This is a genomic window from Enterococcus sp. C65, from assembly GCF_040887165.1.
GTDB classification, from domain to species: Bacteria; Bacillota; Bacilli; order Lactobacillales; family Enterococcaceae; genus Enterococcus_B; species Enterococcus_B hirae.
Window position 1 is genome coordinate 62,919 of the sequence record NZ_JBFOFG010000002.1, and the last position, 15,366, is coordinate 78,284.

Below are 15,366 nucleotides of genomic sequence, written 5' to 3' on the forward strand. Positions count from 1 at the left end.
AAAATGGAATTGAACCGAATGATCGATCACACCATCTTAAAAGCAGATGCTTCTCAAGAAGACGTCATGCGAATTATTGAAGAAGCAAAGAAATACCATTTCTATTCTGTTTGTATCAACCCAACATGGGTCGCACTAGCAAAAGAACAATTAAAAGGCGAACCAGTGGCAGTATGTACAGTAATTGGCTTTCCTTTAGGAGCTAATACTGCTGAAACTAAGGCTTTTGAAACTACAAATGCGATTGAAAATGGCGCAGATGAAGTGGATATGGTCATCAATATTGGGGCAATGAAGTCTCAACAGTTTGATAAAGTCCAAAAAGATATTGAAGCAGTGGTTGCAGCGGCCAAAGATCGTGCTTTAGTCAAAGTCATCATCGAAACAGCTTTATTAAATCATGAGGAAATTGTAAAAGCTTGTGAGCTGGCAAAAGCTGCTGGGGCAGACTTTGTTAAAACTTCTACAGGATTTTCAACTGGAGGAGCAAAAGTCGAAGATGTTCGTTTAATGCGTGAAACTGTTGGACCTGAAATGGGTGTAAAAGCATCTGGTGGTATCCATAACGAAGCTGAAGCTTTGGCAATGATTGAAGCTGGTGCGACAAGAATTGGTACCAGTGCAGGAGTTTCGATTATGTCAGGATCTACTGGCGAAGGCTATTAAGTAGTAAGGGGAAGCTTATGACAGAAGTGAAGCAAGAATGGATCAACATTGCAGTAGAAGCATTGGATAAAGCATATGTACCATATTCACATTTTCCAGTAGGTGCATGTTTAGTCACTGAATCTGGAAAAACGTATCAAGGAGTCAACATCGAAAATGCCTCGTTTGGTTTAACCAATTGTGCGGAGCGCACGGCTTTTTTCAAAGCTGTTTCTGAAGGAGAAAAAGAGTTTACTCATTTAGTAGTGGTTGGTCATACGCCAGAGCCAATTTCTCCTTGTGGTGCTTGTCGTCAAGTAATGGCTGAGTTTTGTGTACCAGACATGCCGGTAACTTTAGTAGGGGATAACGGTGTGACTAAGGCAATGACGGTTAAAGAACTATTACCTTACGCCTTTACAGAAAAAGATCTATAGAATTATCACTCATGTTCATTCAGTCAGCTGACTGTTGAAAAATAAAACAATTATTTTAGGGGGCTTTACAGAAATGAAAAAAGCAAAATTATTTGGTTTAAGTGCTGTAGCGTTATCTGCTGGGTTATTATTGGGCGCATGTGGCAGCGGATCAGATTCAACTGATTCAACCGGTGGAAACAGCGGTTCAAAAACAGCAACTGCAGCATTGATCACAGATACGGGCGGTGTTGATGACCGTTCATTCAACCAGTCAGCTTGGGAAGGACTACAAGCTTGGGGGAAAGATCATGATCTATCACGTGGAAATGATGGGTTCCAATATTTCCAATCAGCAAATGAATCAGATTATATCCCTAATATTGACCAAGCTTTGAATGCAGGTTTTAAAACAATCTTTGGTATTGGTTATAAATTGAAACCAGCTATTGAAGAGCAAGCTGCATCAAATCCTGAAACAAACTTTGCTATTATTGATGACGTTATCGACGGCAAAGACAACGTGGTTTCAGCAACATTTAAAGATAACGAAGCTTCTTATCTTGCTGGGATTGCCGCAGCTTACACAACTGAAACAAACACTGTTGGTTTCATTGGTGGGGTAAAAGGTGAAGTAATCGATCGTTTTGACGCAGGATTCAAAGCTGGTGTAGATGCTGGTGCAAAAGCATTAAACAAAGAAATTAAAGTCTTGAATCAATATGCAGGAGACTTCTCAGCGCCAGATAAAGGACGTTCAATTGCTCAAGGAATGTATGCACAAAATGCAGATATCATTTTCCACGCATCTGGTGGTACTGGTAACGGTGTATTCCAAGAAGCGAAATCATTAAACGAATCAGGCGACAAAAAAGTTTGGGTTATCGGGGTTGACCGTGACCAATCTGACGAAGGCGAATACACTTTAAATGGTGAAAAGAAAAACTTTACTTTGACATCAACTCTAAAAGGTGTAGGAACTGTTGTTGAAGACTTAGCTCAAAAATCAGCTGATGGTGATTTCCCTGGTGGGGAACATACCGTTTACGGATTGAAAGAAGACGGTGTTGGTATCACAAAAGGTCAACTTTCAGAAAAAGCAGAAAAAGCTGTGAATGAAGCAAAAGAAAAAATCATCTCAGGAGATATCAAAGTACCAGAAACTCCTGAAAAATAATCAAACGAATTTCTATAGCCTTGTTGGACAATTGTTTGACAAGGCTATGGTTTAGTAAATAACTAACGATTGTTTCTTTATCAAGATGTTGCTGAAAAGCTATTTTCGTTTTTTTGTTCTTAATTCTTGAAGTAGAACATGCTGCTCACAGCCTCTTGCTAAACGGCGTTCAAGAAGCAGCTCCTCAACAATAAGCGATGATTTTTAAAAATATGAGAAGCTATTTTAAAAAATCCTCTCTTATTTGCTCGGAGCTAAACGCTTCTTTCACAGCCTCTTGCTAAACGGCGTTCAAAGAGCTGACCTTCGGCATTAAGTCAAAAAATCTCAAAACATGAAAAGCTGTTTCGAGATTTTCTTCCTTAATGCTCAGGTCAAAACGCTCTTTTCACAGCCTCTTGATAAGGGAATAATCCCCTGAAGTTTTTGCTTCAATTTGAGATTTTATGAAAAATCTTTGTTAATCGTTGCCTAGATAGAAATCGTTAGGATGTGAAAAATTGTGGTTCAAGAAAATATTGTCATCGAAATGCGGAATATCACCAAACAGTTTGGTACGTTCAAAGCAAATGACAACATCAACTTGCAAGTGAAAGCAGGAGAGATCCACGCTTTACTTGGAGAAAATGGTGCCGGAAAATCAACCTTGATGAATGTGCTCTCAGGCCTTTTAGAGCCAACATCAGGTGAAATACTGATGCATGGGAAAGAAGTGAAAATTACAAGTCCGACAAAAGCGAACCAGCTAGGTATCGGAATGGTCCATCAGCACTTTATGCTTGTGGATGCATTTACTGTTACTGAAAATATTGTTTTGGGAAGTGAGCCAAGTCGAGCAGGGGTACTTGATCGTCGCCAAGCACGTGAAGAAATCCAAAAGCTTTCTGAACAATATGGTTTATCGGTCAATCCTGATGCGTATGTCCGAGATATCTCTGTTGGAATGGAACAACGGGTAGAAATCTTAAAAACACTTTATCGTGGGGCAGATGTCTTGATTTTTGACGAACCTACAGCGGTATTAACGCCACAAGAGATTGACGAACTGATTGTAATCATGAAAGAGTTGGTCAAAGAAGGAAAATCGATCATTTTGATCACCCATAAGTTAGATGAGATTAAAGCTGTAGCAGATCGTTGTACAGTTATCCGTCGTGGTAAAGGGATTGGTACAGTAAATGTAAAAGATGTCTCTTCACAACAATTGGCAGATATGATGGTTGGACGTACGGTTTCATTTAAGACAATGAAGAAAGAAAGTCAGCCTCAAGAAGTTGTGTTATCGATTGAAAATCTAGTGGTTAAAGAAAACCGAGGATTGGACGCAGTCAAAGATCTAAGTTTAGAAGTACGAGCAGGAGAAGTTTTAGGAATTGCTGGTATTGATGGTAACGGACAGTCAGAATTGATCCAGGCGTTAACCGGTTTACGTAAAGCAGAAAGTGGAACAATTCGCTTAAAAGATGAAGATATCACGAATAAAAAGCCAAGAAAAATTACGGAGGCTGGTGTAGGACATGTGCCCGAAGACCGTCATAAGTATGGCTTAGTGTTGGATATGACGTTAGCGGAGAATATTGCTTTACAAAATTATTACCAAAAACCTTACAGTAGAAATGGCTTATTGAATTATTCGTTGATCAATGAACATGCACGAGAATTAATCGAAGAGTATGATGTTCGAACAACGAATGAACTTGTGCCAGCAAAAGCATTATCAGGTGGGAATCAACAAAAAGCAATTATTGCTCGGGAAATCGATCGTGATCCTGACTTGTTGATCGTTGCTAATCCGACACGTGGGCTAGATGTTGGAGCAATCGAGTTTATTCATAAACGTTTGATTGAACAAAGAGACAAATACAAAGCGGTCTTATTGATTAGTTTTGAATTAGAAGAAATTTTGAATGTTTCTGATCGTATTGCGGTACTCCACGAAGGAAAAATCGTGGGAATCGTTGATCCAAAAGAAACTTCTGAAAATGAACTAGGATTACTTATGGCGGGCTATTCTTTAGAAGAAGCAAGAAAAGAGTTAGAAAAGGTTGGTGGCGCACATGAATGATCGCAATGAAAAGATACGTAATCTCCTAGTTCCTATTTTTTCGGTAATTCTAGGTTTAGTTTTAGGTGCTATCTTGATGGCAGCTTTTGGTTATAACCCAGGCCAAGGTTATTCTTCAATGTTAAATGCGTCCCTTGGTTCTCAAAGAAGTATTGGTGAAACATTACGGCAAGCAACACCGTTGATTTTTACTGCATTAGGTTTTTCTGTTGCGAACTCAGCAGGATTCTTCAATATCGGGCTTTCGGGACAAGCACTCTGTGGTTGGATCGTTAGTGTGTGGGTAGCACTTGCCTTTCCTGATCTGCCAAAAGTCATTTTATTACCGACTTGTGTGATTTTAGGTGCTTTGGCAGGAGCCTTGGCTGCGGCTATCCCAGGGGTGTTAAGAGCCTTTTTCGGTACAAGTGAAGTAATCGTCACTATTATGATGAACTATATTTTACTTTATTTAAGTACTTTTGCTTTACATGACATCATGCCAGACACGTATCGTTCAAGCTTAGATTCTTCAAATTTGATTGGGCAAAATGCTTCTCTTAGATTACCTTGGCTGACACAAATGTTTGGCGGTTCTCGTGTAAATGCTGGTTTGTTTTTAGCATTGATTGCACTGGTTGTTGTTTGGCTATTGATGAAGAAAACGACGTTAGGCTTTGAAATTCGTTCGGTAGGTCTAAATCCTTTTGCTTCTGAGTATGCTGGAATGAGTAGTAAACGTACGATCGTCTTCTCCATGATGATTTCAGGCGCTTTAGCAGGACTTGGTGGAGTAGTCGAAGGATTAGGAACGTATCAAAACTTTTTCGTCCAAACAACTTCATTAGCCATCGGATTTGACGGAATGGCTGTGTCACTGTTAGGTTCTGGTTCAGCGATTGGAATTTTACTTTCAGCACTCTTGTTCAGTATCTTGAAAATCGGTGGTTTGGGGATGCAAACAGGTGCCGGTATACCATTTGAAATCGTAAATGTATCGATTGCATTGATTATTTTCTTTGTTGGGATCAACTTCTTGATTCGTTTCATTATGGCAAAATTCTTCCAAGGTAAAAAACAAGAAGCGATCGTGGAGACTGTTGAATCGAAACCAACAAATCAGAGTCAAGAAGGAGGAGAATTATAATGTCAACAACTGAGTTAATTGCTTTAATCCTCACTTCAACGTTGGTTTATTCAACACCATTAATTCTTACATCTTTAGGTGGAACTTTTTCTGAACGAAGTGGGATTGTCAATGTAGGTTTAGAAGGCATCATGGTTATGGGTGCTTTCAGTGCGGTAGTATTTAATCTAACCATGAGTCCTACCTTAGGAGACATGACACCATGGATTGCTATTTTAGTCGGTGGGATAGTTGGTGTGTTATTCTCTTTATTACATGCAGTAGCAACTGTTAGTTTACGTGCAGACCATATCATCAGCGGGACAGTTATCAACTTGATGGCACCAGCTTTGGGTGTATTTTTGATCAAAACATGGTATGGAAAAGGACAAACTGATAATATTTCAGTTAACTTAGGATATTTCTCATTTCCTGGATTATCAAAAATCCCTGTGATTGGACCAATTTTCTTTAAAAATACATTTTTACCAGCTTATTGTGCCATTTTAATTGCGATTCTTGCTTGGTTTATTATCTTTAAGACAAAGTTTGGACTTCGCTTACGCTCAGTGGGTGAAAATCCTCAAGCAGCGGATACATTGGGAATCAATGTTTACGCGATGCGTTATTCTGGGGTATTGATCTCTGGTTTACTTGGCGGAATGGGTGGCGCAGTATTCGCTCAATCGATTTCAGGGAATTTCTCTGCCGGAACGATCGTAGGTCAAGGGTTTATCTCAATGGCTGCTATGATCTTCGGTAAATGGAATCCACTAGGGGCCATGGGCGCTTCTTTATTCTTTGGTTTTGCGCAAAGTTTAAGTATCATCGGGGCTCAATTACCAGTGATTTCTTCGATACCGCCAGTATTGTTGCAGATTGCACCTTACCTATTAACCGTTATTGTGTTAGTAGCGTTCTTAGGAAAAGCATCTGGACCTAAAGCAAACGGTAAAAATTATATAAAATCAAAATAAACTTTTAGTGAATAAAAAGGGTGGGTTACGGGAAATGTTTTTTCGACTCGCCCTTTTTGATTTAATAGCAATAATAAAAAAGAAAGAAGGAATAATCATGTTTAAACGCGTACATTTGATTGTCATGGATTCAGTAGGAATCGGTGAAGCGCCAGATGCTGAAAAATTTGGTGATAAAGGTTCAGATACACTAGGGCATATCGCAAAAGAAGCTGGTTTGACAATTCCTCATTTAGAACAGTTAGGATTAGGAACGATTCGCCCATTAGAAGGTGTCGAAGCGGTTAAAAACCACCAAGGCTATGCCACTAAATTGGAGGAAGTATCTGTAGGAAAAGATACAATGACCGGTCACTGGGAAATCATGGGTCTGAACATCAAGACACCATTTCGAGTATTTCCTAACGGTTTCCCTGATGAATTACTCAAACAAATCGAAGACTTCTCAGGACGCAAAATTGTTTGCAATCAACCATATAGTGGAACCGCTGTTATAGATGACTATGGTGAACATCAAATGAAAACTGGTGATTTGATCGTCTATACGTCCGCAGATCCGGTTCTACAAATTGCTGCGCATGAAGAAATTATTCCTTTAGAAGAACTTTATCGGATTTGTCAGTTCGTTCGTGACATTACTAAAGACGACCCATACATGATTGGTCGAATTATTGCGCGACCTTACGTTGGAGAACCTGGTAATTTTACTCGTACGAGCAACCGACATGATTACGCATTGGATCCATTCGGGCATACGGTTTTAGATTCATTAAAAGAAGCAGGAAAAGACGTTATCGCTGTTGGAAAAATCAACGATATCTTCAACGGTCAAGGAATTACAGAGTTCGTCCGTACGAAAAGCAATATGGATGGCGTTGACCAATTATTAAATGTGATGAAAAAAGAGTTTACAGGGATCAGTTTTACTAATTTAGTTGATTTTGATGCATTATTTGGACATCGTCGGGATGTTGTAGGTTATGCCCACGCAATTGAAGATTTTGATTTACGTATTCCTGAAATATTAGAGGCAATGGCAGAGGACGACTTACTGATGATTACTGCTGACCATGGAAATGATCCAACATTCCCTGGAACAGATCATACACGTGAATATGTACCATTATTAGTTTTCAGCAAAAAAATGCAAGGACAAGGAAGCTTGCCACAAGGCTACTATTCAGATATCGCAGCAACGATTGCTGAAAACTTCGATGTTCCTGCTACCGAAAACGGCGAAAGTTTCTTAAAACTTTTGAAATAGGAATGACAGACCGCGTTTGAAAATTTGACCTGAAAAAGCGTAACTAAGATAGGTCAATCATTTTGTTCAAAGAGCCATCTTGCTTTAACAGTATCAATCAAGAGGTGAAAAAGCCCTGTTAATCAAGCATACCTGTTTTTTTAGCTAGTCGAACGACAGGGCTTCTAACCTCTTGACTTCTGTAGAAAAAAATAGTTAATAGGAGAAAGTAAATGACCCAATTAAGCGAAATGTTACAAGAAACGACTCAATTTATTCTAGAAAAGGGCGTAAAAGAAATTGATTTTGGTTTGATCTTAGGTTCAGGTTTAGGAGAGTTAGCGGAAGAAATCGAGGAAGCGATCGTGATTCCTTATGACCAAATCCCATTTTTCCCAACATCAACAGTTGTCGGCCATGCTGGTCAATTAGTCTATGGTACCTTGTCTGGTAAAAAAGTTCTGGCAATGCAAGGACGATTCCATTTTTATGAAGGTCATTCAATGCAAACTGTCACTTATCCTGTGCGGGTAATGGCAGCATTAAAGGCTCATTCGGTGATTGTCACGAATGCAAGTGGTGGGGTAAATGAATCATTTGTTCCTGGCGATTTGATGTTGATTACTGATCATATCAACTTCACAGGTCAAAACCCATTGATTGGTCCTAACGAAGATGAGATCGGTCCACGCTTCCCTGATATGAGCGAGGCGTATACCTTAACTTACCGTGAAGTAGCCAAAGAGGCTGCGAGCCAATTAGATTTGACTCTTAAAGAAGGGGTATACATGGGCTATTCTGGACCAACATACGAAACACCTGCAGAGATTCGGATGTCACGTACGATGGGAGCAGATGCAGTCGGAATGTCCACTGTGCCAGAAGTGATCGTTGCAGCACATAGCGGATTGAAAGTTCTCGGCATTTCATGTATCACTAATTTAGCAGCAGGCATGCAAGCGAACCTTAACCATGAAGAAGTGGTGGAAACAACGCAACGTGTCAAACAATCATTTAAGGCATTGATTAAAGAAGTATTAGTATTACTATAACTGAATCAAGGAGAGTGTCAGATGAGCGTACACATTGAAGCAAAACAAGGAGAGATCGCTGATAAAATACTACTTCCAGGCGATCCTTTACGAGCAAAATATATTGCTGAAACATTTTTAGAAGATCCAGTATGTTACAACCAAGTTCGTGGGATGTTAGGTTTTACTGGAACCTACAAAGGCGAACGTGTTTCGGTACAAGGAACGGGGATGGGGATGCCGTCAGCGACGATCTATGCCCATGAATTGATTCATTCATACGGTGTGAAAAAATTGATACGAGTGGGCACATGTGGTGCATTATCTAAAGATGTCCATGTTCGTGATCTTGTTTTAGCTCAAGGAGCAGCTACTAGTTCTTCGATGATCGAGAAAAATTTCCAAGCCTTTCATTTTCCGCCGATCAGTGATTTTAATTTATTGTTGAAGGCGTATGAAATTTCAAAAGACAAAGGATTTACCACACATGTAGGAAATGTTCTCTCGGAAGATTCATTTTATAAAGATGATTCAACAGAAACGTTTAAATTAGCTGAATTAGGTGTGCTAGGTGTGGAAATGGAAGCAGCTGCTTTATACTATTTAGGAGCAAAATATCATGTCCAAACATTAGCAATCATGACGGTGAGTGACCATTTGCTTACCGGAGAAGAAACAACTGCAGAAGAACGACAAACGACATTTAACGAAATGATCGAGGTCGGTTTAGAAACAGCAATCGCAGATTAATAAAAGAAGTGAGCGAGTGATTCAATTGAATCGCTTGCCCACTTCTTTTATTTATTATAGATAGTATTTTTTAGCAACTGTCAAGTCATCGTTTAATTCATAAACAAGTGGTTGACCAGTTGGAATTTCAAGATCCATGATATCTTCATCAGAAATTCCTTCGATGTGTTTTGCTAAAGCACGTAGAGAGTTACCATGTGCAGCTACTAAAACAGTTTTGTTGTCTAGTAAAGCTGGAGCAATTTCGTCTTGCCAGAATGGTAAAGCACGTTCTAAAGTAACTTTCAAGTTTTCGCCACCAGGAATATCGCGTTTGTCTAACATTGCATAACGACGATCGTTTGCAGCAGAACCTTCGTCACTTTCGTCCATCAATGGAGGAAGAGTGTCGTATGAACGACGCCAAATGTGTACTTGGTCATCTCCATATTTTTCAGCTGTTTCTTTTTTGTTCAATCCTTGTAATTTACCATAATGACGTTCGTTTAAGCGCCATGATTTGATTTGAGGAACCCAAAGTTGATCTGAGTGTTCTAAAATCAAATTACATGTTTTGATGGCACGAGTTAAAACTGAAGTGTAAGCAACATCAAATTCAATTCCAGCTTCTTTGATTTTGCGTCCGCCTTCTTTGGCTTCTTCGATTCCTTCTGGTGCTAAGTTTACGTCAGCCCAACCAGTAAATTGGTTTAATGCATTCCATTCACTAAGACCATGACGAGAAAAAACTAATTTTGGCATGTTTAGCTCTCCTTTAAAATAGGTTATATTTCTGAAAATTTCAGTTCTGCTTTATTGTACAATTTTTTTGACTAGATTTCCATTGAAAAATGAAGTTAATGAAAGGGAAAATCAGAAGATAGACAGATAAAAAAACAAAAATAATTCTTACAGTGACAGATAAAAAGAGGTAGGTGGGTCAATGGCTGCACTGTCATTGATCCACCTACCTATTCTTTATATACAGTTGATTCGTCTTTAGCAGACAGTCTGCGTTTGTTGCGCCAATCCATTTTTAAATGAAAGAATATCAAGATGTAGGCAGTCGTTTAAGATAATTGCTGAATCTCTTTTTCTGGAAGATTGATATATTTATAACAGGTTCCGACTGATACACCACATTTAGTAGAAATTAATTGGATCGTTTCTTTTTTTTCATAATAAAGCCGACGAATTTTTTTAATTGTTTTTGGATCGATTTTTGGACGTCCCCCGATTTTACCTTTTTTACGTGCTTCATCTAACCCAACAAGTGTCCGTTCCTTGATTAAAGAGCACTCCATAATGGCTAATCCTTCCATTAGTTGAAAATAGATTTTCCCCATCGGTGTACGCGTATCGATCTCTTCTTGGATACTAACTAGGTGTAAGCCACGATCTTTGAATAATTGTGTGAGTTCTGTTAGCTGACGAGTGGACTTCCCTAGACGATGAAGTTGACAGATAACTAAAGTATCGCCTTGTCGCATTTCCTTGATTACTTTTTCTAAACAAATATTATTAGACACCGCATCTTTAGACTTGTATGTCTCGTGAAAAATCTCCTGACAACCAAAATTAGAGAGTTGCTCCACTTGTGTTGTAAGATCAACATCATTTATGGTTGTGCGTGCATAACCAATAATCTTCATGGTGATTCCTTTCTAGCAATGATTTTCTGTCTATAGATAACAGTAAAAATGTAGCATAAAGTCCATTGAAAAGATAGTTTTTTTATGTTTTTAAAATGAACTATTTTTGCTAATTTTTATAACTAATATCAAGGTTGTTATTTTTGATGAGGTGAGTCGATAATTGATACGCCTTGTGCGGAGCCGACGACGACTTTTGAAACCATATTTAAAAACAGTCCATGTTCAACGACACCAACCAGTTGATCAAGGTACGTTGCCAAAGCTTCAGGGTCATTGATCACTTCTAAATGTAGGTCAATAATGTAATGACCACTGTCTGTTTTGACTATCTGACCTGTTTCGGTTTGACGTAAAACAGGCTGGTAACCTTTCTCATCAAAGATCCGCATCAATTGTTGAGCGCCATAAGGAATCACTTCTACTGGAAGAGGGAACTGCCCAAGTTGCTCCACTAATTTTGATTCATCAACGATCCAAATGACTTGTTTTGAATACGTAGCAACAATTTTTTCAAAAAGTAATGCTGCCCCACCACCTTTAATTCCTTGAAATGCTTTACTGATTTCATCAGCACCATCGATTGTGAGATCAACTACGGGTACTTCATCAATACTCTTAAGAGGAATACCTAATTTTTCTGCTTGTTCTTTAGTGGCATTCGATGTAGTGACACCAGTGATATTTAATCCTTCTTCACGCATTCTTCTACCAATTTCTTCTACCATATAATAGGCTGTAGAACCGGTACCCAAACCAACGATCATTCCGTCCTTCACAAATTTAGCTGCTTCAATTCCAGCTGCTTGTTTCAAATTCATCTGTTGTTCCCACCTTTTCTTTCGTCTCTATTCATAGCTATTTTATATTGAATGATTGGAAAAAGATAGCGTCCTTTTTTTAATTTCAAATGGCTAAAAAAAATACATAACACTGGTTGACAGAGTACTTTATTCATGATATCCTAACCAAGGTGCTTTATCTACAGGTCTCTGGTAAAGAGACGTGCTGACTGTTTATCAAAGCATATTTGATAAAGATGCAGAATTGCATTTATTTTTTATCGCAAAAAAAGAACCACCTGGATGTGTGGAACTAGACGCGAATCGTGGGAAGGAGGAAACAAGGAATGCCTACAATTAACCAATTAGTACGTAAACCTCGTAAATCAAAGGTGGAAAAATCTAATTCACCTGCTTTGAACAAAGGATATAACAGCTTTAAGAAAACTCAAACAAACGTGAACTCTCCTCAAAAACGTGGGGTAGCAACACGTGTGGGTACAATGACACCTAAAAAACCGAACTCAGCTTTACGTAAATATGCTCGTGTTCGTTTGTCAAACTTAATTGAAGTTACTGCTTATATCCCAGGGATTGGTCACAACTTACAAGAACATAGCGTAGTATTACTACGTGGTGGACGTGTAAAAGACTTACCAGGGGTACGTTACCATATCGTTCGTGGTGCACTTGATACAGCTGGTGTAAACGACCGTAAACAAAGCCGTTCTAAATACGGTACTAAAAAACCTAAAGCTTAATTTTAATTATTAAACAAATGAAACTTGTTCTTACTATGTTAAGAGAGTAAGGCAATTACTATGAAGAATATTTCGGAAGGAGGAGTTACGGATGCCACGTAAAGGTCCTGTTGCAAAACGTGATGTTTTACCAGATCCTATTTATAACTCAAAATTAGTAACTCGCTTGATCAACCGTGTAATGGTTGACGGAAAACGCGGTGTTGCAGCTAGTATTATTTATAACGCCTTTGATTTGATTAAAGAATCTACAGGTAATGATCCATTAGAAGTGTTTGAACAAGCTATGAAAAATGTTATGCCTGTTCTTGAAGTTAAAGCACGTCGTGTTGGGGGTTCAAACTATCAAGTACCAGTTGAAGTTCGCCCTGAACGTCGTACAACTTTAGCTCTTCGTTGGGTAGTAAACTACGCTCGCTTGCGCGGTGAACACACAATGGAAGAACGCTTAGCAAAAGAAATCATGGATGCTGCAAACAACACTGGTGCTTCTGTTAAAAAACGTGAAGACACTCATAAAATGGCTGATGCCAACCGTGCATTTGCTCATTATCGTTGGTAAGATCCTCTCTGCCTGTTGGGTTAAACGACAGCAGAAAGTCAATTTACAATCGATTTAAATAAAGAGAGGAGTAAGAAAATGGCAAGAGAATTTTCGCTAGAAAAAACTCGTAATATTGGTATCATGGCTCACGTTGATGCAGGTAAAACTACAACAACAGAGCGTATCTTGTACTATACTGGTAAAATCCATAAAATTGGTGAAACCCACGAAGGAGCTTCACAAATGGACTGGATGGAACAAGAACAAGAACGTGGTATCACAATTACATCTGCTGCGACTACAGCGCAGTGGAAAGGTTACCGTGTAAACATCATCGACACACCAGGACACGTAGACTTCACAATTGAAGTTCAACGTTCTCTACGTGTATTAGATGGTGCGGTAACTGTACTTGACTCACAGTCAGGTGTTGAACCTCAAACTGAAACAGTTTGGCGTCAAGCAACTGAGTACCGAGTGCCTCGTATCGTATTCTGTAACAAAATGGATAAAATCGGTGCGGACTTCTTGTACTCAGTAAAATCATTGCATGATCGTTTGCAAGCAAACGCGCATCCAATCCAATTGCCAATCGGTGCTGAAGAAAACTTCACTGGTATCATCGACTTGGTTAAAATGAAAGCTGAAATCTATACAAATGACTTAGGAACAGATATTCAAGAAACTGAAATTCCTGAAGAATATTTAGAACAAGCTCAAGAATGGCGCGAAAAATTAGTCGAAGCTGTTGCTGAAACAGACGAAGAACTAATGATGAAATATCTTGAAGGTGAAGAAATCACACAAGAAGAATTGATTGCTGGTATCCGCCGTGCAACAATTAATGTTGAATTCTTCCCTGTATTAGCTGGTTCAGCGTTCAAGAACAAAGGGGTTCAATTAATGTTGGATGCCGTTCTTGATTACTTGCCTTCTCCAGTTGATATCGAAGCAATCAAAGGGATCGATACAAAAACAGACGAAGAAACAACACGTCCAGCTGACGATGAAGCTCCTTTTGCTTCATTAGCGTTTAAAGTAATGACTGACCCATTCGTAGGTCGTCTAACTTTCTTCCGTGTTTATTCTGGTGTCCTTGAAAGTGGTTCATATGTATTGAACGCTTCTAAAGGCAAAAAAGAACGTATCGGACGTATTCTACAAATGCACGCCAACACTCGTCAAGAAATTGATAAAGTGTACTCAGGTGATATCGCCGCTGCTGTTGGATTGAAAGATACAACAACTGGGGATACATTATGTGCATTAGACTCACCGGTTATTCTTGAGTCAATCGAATTCCCTGACCCAGTTATCCAAGTTGCTGTTGAACCTAAATCAAAAGCAGACCAAGATAAAATGGGTGTTGCGTTGCAAAAACTTGCAGAAGAAGATCCTTCATTCCGAGTTGAAACAAACGTTGAAACTGGTGAAACTGTTATCTCAGGTATGGGTGAGTTGCACTTAGACGTTTTAGTAGACCGTATGAAACGTGAATTTAAAGTTGAAGCAAACGTTGGTGCTCCACAAGTTTCATACCGTGAAACATTCCGTGAAGCAACAAAAGCTGAAGGTAAATTCGTACGTCAGTCTGGTGGTAAAGGTCAATACGGTCACGTATGGGTTGAATTTACACCAAACGAAGAAGGTAAAGGCTTCGAATTTGAAAATGCAATCGTCGGTGGGGTCGTTCCTCGTGAATACATCCCTGCTGTTGAAAAAGGACTAGAAGAATCTATGAATAACGGTGTTCTTGCTGGCTATCCATTAGTGGATATCAAAGCAAAACTTTACGATGGTTCATACCATGACGTCGATTCAAATGAAACAGCCTTCCGTGTTGCTGCATCTATGGCTTTAAGAGCTGCTGCAAAACACGCACGTCCTGTTATTTTAGAACCAATGATGAAAGTAACGATTACTGTTCCAGAAGATTACTTAGGTGATATCATGGGACACGTAACTAGCCGACGCGGTCGCGTTGAAGGTATGGAAGCACATGGTAACTCACAAATCGTTAATGCGATTGTTCCATTGGCTGAAATGTTCGGTTACGCAACAACATTGCGTTCAGCAACTCAAGGACGCGGTACATTTATGATGGTATTTGACCACTATGAAGATGTTCCTAAATCAGTCCAAGAAGAAATCATTAAGAAAAACGGCGGTAAAGCTGAATAATTTCTTAAAACAAGATCGTCTGTTTGACAGATTATCTAAAGAGACTGTATTTTTAATA

15 protein-coding genes are annotated in these 15,366 nt (G+C 39.1%); 12 read left to right on the forward strand and 3 right to left on the reverse strand.

What is annotated here, in order from left to right; translation table 11 throughout:
• The first annotated feature begins 3 nt into the window (after window positions 1–3).
• The 9 genes from deoC (at window position 4) to deoD (ending at window position 9,409) form a co-directional block, all read left to right on the forward strand.
• On the forward strand, window positions 4–666 hold the full coding sequence (gene deoC, locus AB3I12_RS02365) for a deoxyribose-phosphate aldolase (protein WP_010720473.1): 663 nt from the start codon (window positions 4–6) through the stop codon (window positions 664–666).
• Window positions 667–683: 17 nt separating this feature from the next.
• On the forward strand, window positions 684–1,082 hold the full coding sequence (locus tag AB3I12_RS02370) for a cytidine deaminase (RefSeq protein ID WP_063626394.1): 399 nt from the start codon (window positions 684–686) through the stop codon (window positions 1,080–1,082).
• Window positions 1,083–1,155: 73 nt separating this feature from the next.
• Complete coding sequence (locus AB3I12_RS02375; protein WP_010720471.1) at window positions 1,156–2,238, forward strand: BMP family protein; 1,083 nt, start codon at window positions 1,156–1,158, stop codon at window positions 2,236–2,238.
• A gap of 502 nt (window positions 2,239–2,740) precedes the next feature.
• The gene (locus AB3I12_RS02380) at window positions 2,741–4,303 is read left to right on the forward strand and encodes an ABC transporter ATP-binding protein (protein WP_010720470.1); all 1,563 of its coding nucleotides are present in this window, start codon (window positions 2,741–2,743) and stop codon (window positions 4,301–4,303) included.
• On the forward strand, window positions 4,296–5,429 hold the full coding sequence (locus AB3I12_RS02385) for an ABC transporter permease (RefSeq protein WP_010720469.1): 1,134 nt from the start codon (window positions 4,296–4,298) through the stop codon (window positions 5,427–5,429). Before AB3I12_RS02380 ends, AB3I12_RS02385 begins: the two co-directional genes overlap by 8 nt.
• Complete coding sequence (locus tag AB3I12_RS02390; RefSeq protein WP_010720468.1) at window positions 5,429–6,385, forward strand: ABC transporter permease; 957 nt, start codon at window positions 5,429–5,431, stop codon at window positions 6,383–6,385. The genes AB3I12_RS02385 and AB3I12_RS02390 overlap by 1 nt, the downstream gene beginning before the upstream one ends.
• A 97-nt stretch (window positions 6,386–6,482) precedes the next feature.
• Window positions 6,483–7,649: a phosphopentomutase gene (gene deoB / locus AB3I12_RS02395; RefSeq protein ID WP_010720467.1), complete on the forward strand. Its 1,167-nt coding sequence runs from the start codon at window positions 6,483–6,485 to the stop codon at window positions 7,647–7,649.
• 212 nt (window positions 7,650–7,861) lie between these two features.
• The gene (locus AB3I12_RS02400; RefSeq protein WP_010736792.1) at window positions 7,862–8,680 is read left to right on the forward strand and encodes a purine-nucleoside phosphorylase; all 819 of its coding nucleotides are present in this window, start codon (window positions 7,862–7,864) and stop codon (window positions 8,678–8,680) included.
• Window positions 8,681–8,701: 21 nt separating this feature from the next.
• The gene (gene deoD, locus AB3I12_RS02405; RefSeq protein ID WP_010720465.1) at window positions 8,702–9,409 is read left to right on the forward strand and encodes a purine-nucleoside phosphorylase; all 708 of its coding nucleotides are present in this window, start codon (window positions 8,702–8,704) and stop codon (window positions 9,407–9,409) included.
• 54 nt (window positions 9,410–9,463) lie between these two features.
• Here deoD and gpmA read toward each other — a convergent pair whose 3' ends face one another.
• The 3 genes from gpmA to rpiA all read right to left on the reverse strand — a co-directional run bounded on the left by gpmA (window position 9,464) and on the right by rpiA (window position 11,861).
• Complete coding sequence (gpmA, locus tag AB3I12_RS02410; RefSeq protein ID WP_010720464.1) at window positions 9,464–10,150, reverse strand: 2,3-diphosphoglycerate-dependent phosphoglycerate mutase; 687 nt, start codon at window positions 10,148–10,150, stop codon at window positions 9,464–9,466.
• Between the two features lie 308 nt (window positions 10,151–10,458).
• Window positions 10,459–11,040, reverse strand: a complete 582-nt coding sequence (locus AB3I12_RS02415) for a recombinase family protein (protein WP_010720463.1) — start codon at window positions 11,038–11,040, stop codon at window positions 10,459–10,461.
• Window positions 11,041–11,177: 137 nt separating this feature from the next.
• Window positions 11,178–11,861 (reverse strand): ribose-5-phosphate isomerase RpiA, encoded by a 684-nt coding sequence (gene rpiA, locus AB3I12_RS02420; protein ID WP_010736793.1) that lies wholly within the window; start codon window positions 11,859–11,861, stop codon window positions 11,178–11,180.
• A gap of 308 nt (window positions 11,862–12,169) precedes the next feature.
• Here rpiA and rpsL point away from each other — a divergent pair, with 308 nt between their 5' ends.
• From rpsL to fusA, 3 genes are all read left to right on the forward strand, one after another.
• Window positions 12,170–12,583 (forward strand): 30S ribosomal protein S12, encoded by a 414-nt coding sequence (gene rpsL, locus AB3I12_RS02425; RefSeq protein WP_002294318.1) that lies wholly within the window; start codon window positions 12,170–12,172, stop codon window positions 12,581–12,583.
• 91 nt (window positions 12,584–12,674) lie between these two features.
• Window positions 12,675–13,145 carry a 30S ribosomal protein S7 gene (gene rpsG / locus AB3I12_RS02430; RefSeq protein WP_010720461.1) on the forward strand — a complete coding sequence of 157 codons (471 nt, stop codon included), beginning with the start codon at window positions 12,675–12,677 and terminating at the stop codon, window positions 13,143–13,145.
• A gap of 78 nt (window positions 13,146–13,223) precedes the next feature.
• Complete coding sequence (fusA, locus tag AB3I12_RS02435; RefSeq protein ID WP_010720460.1) at window positions 13,224–15,308, forward strand: elongation factor G; 2,085 nt, start codon at window positions 13,224–13,226, stop codon at window positions 15,306–15,308.
• Window positions 15,309–15,366: the final 58 nt, after the last annotated feature.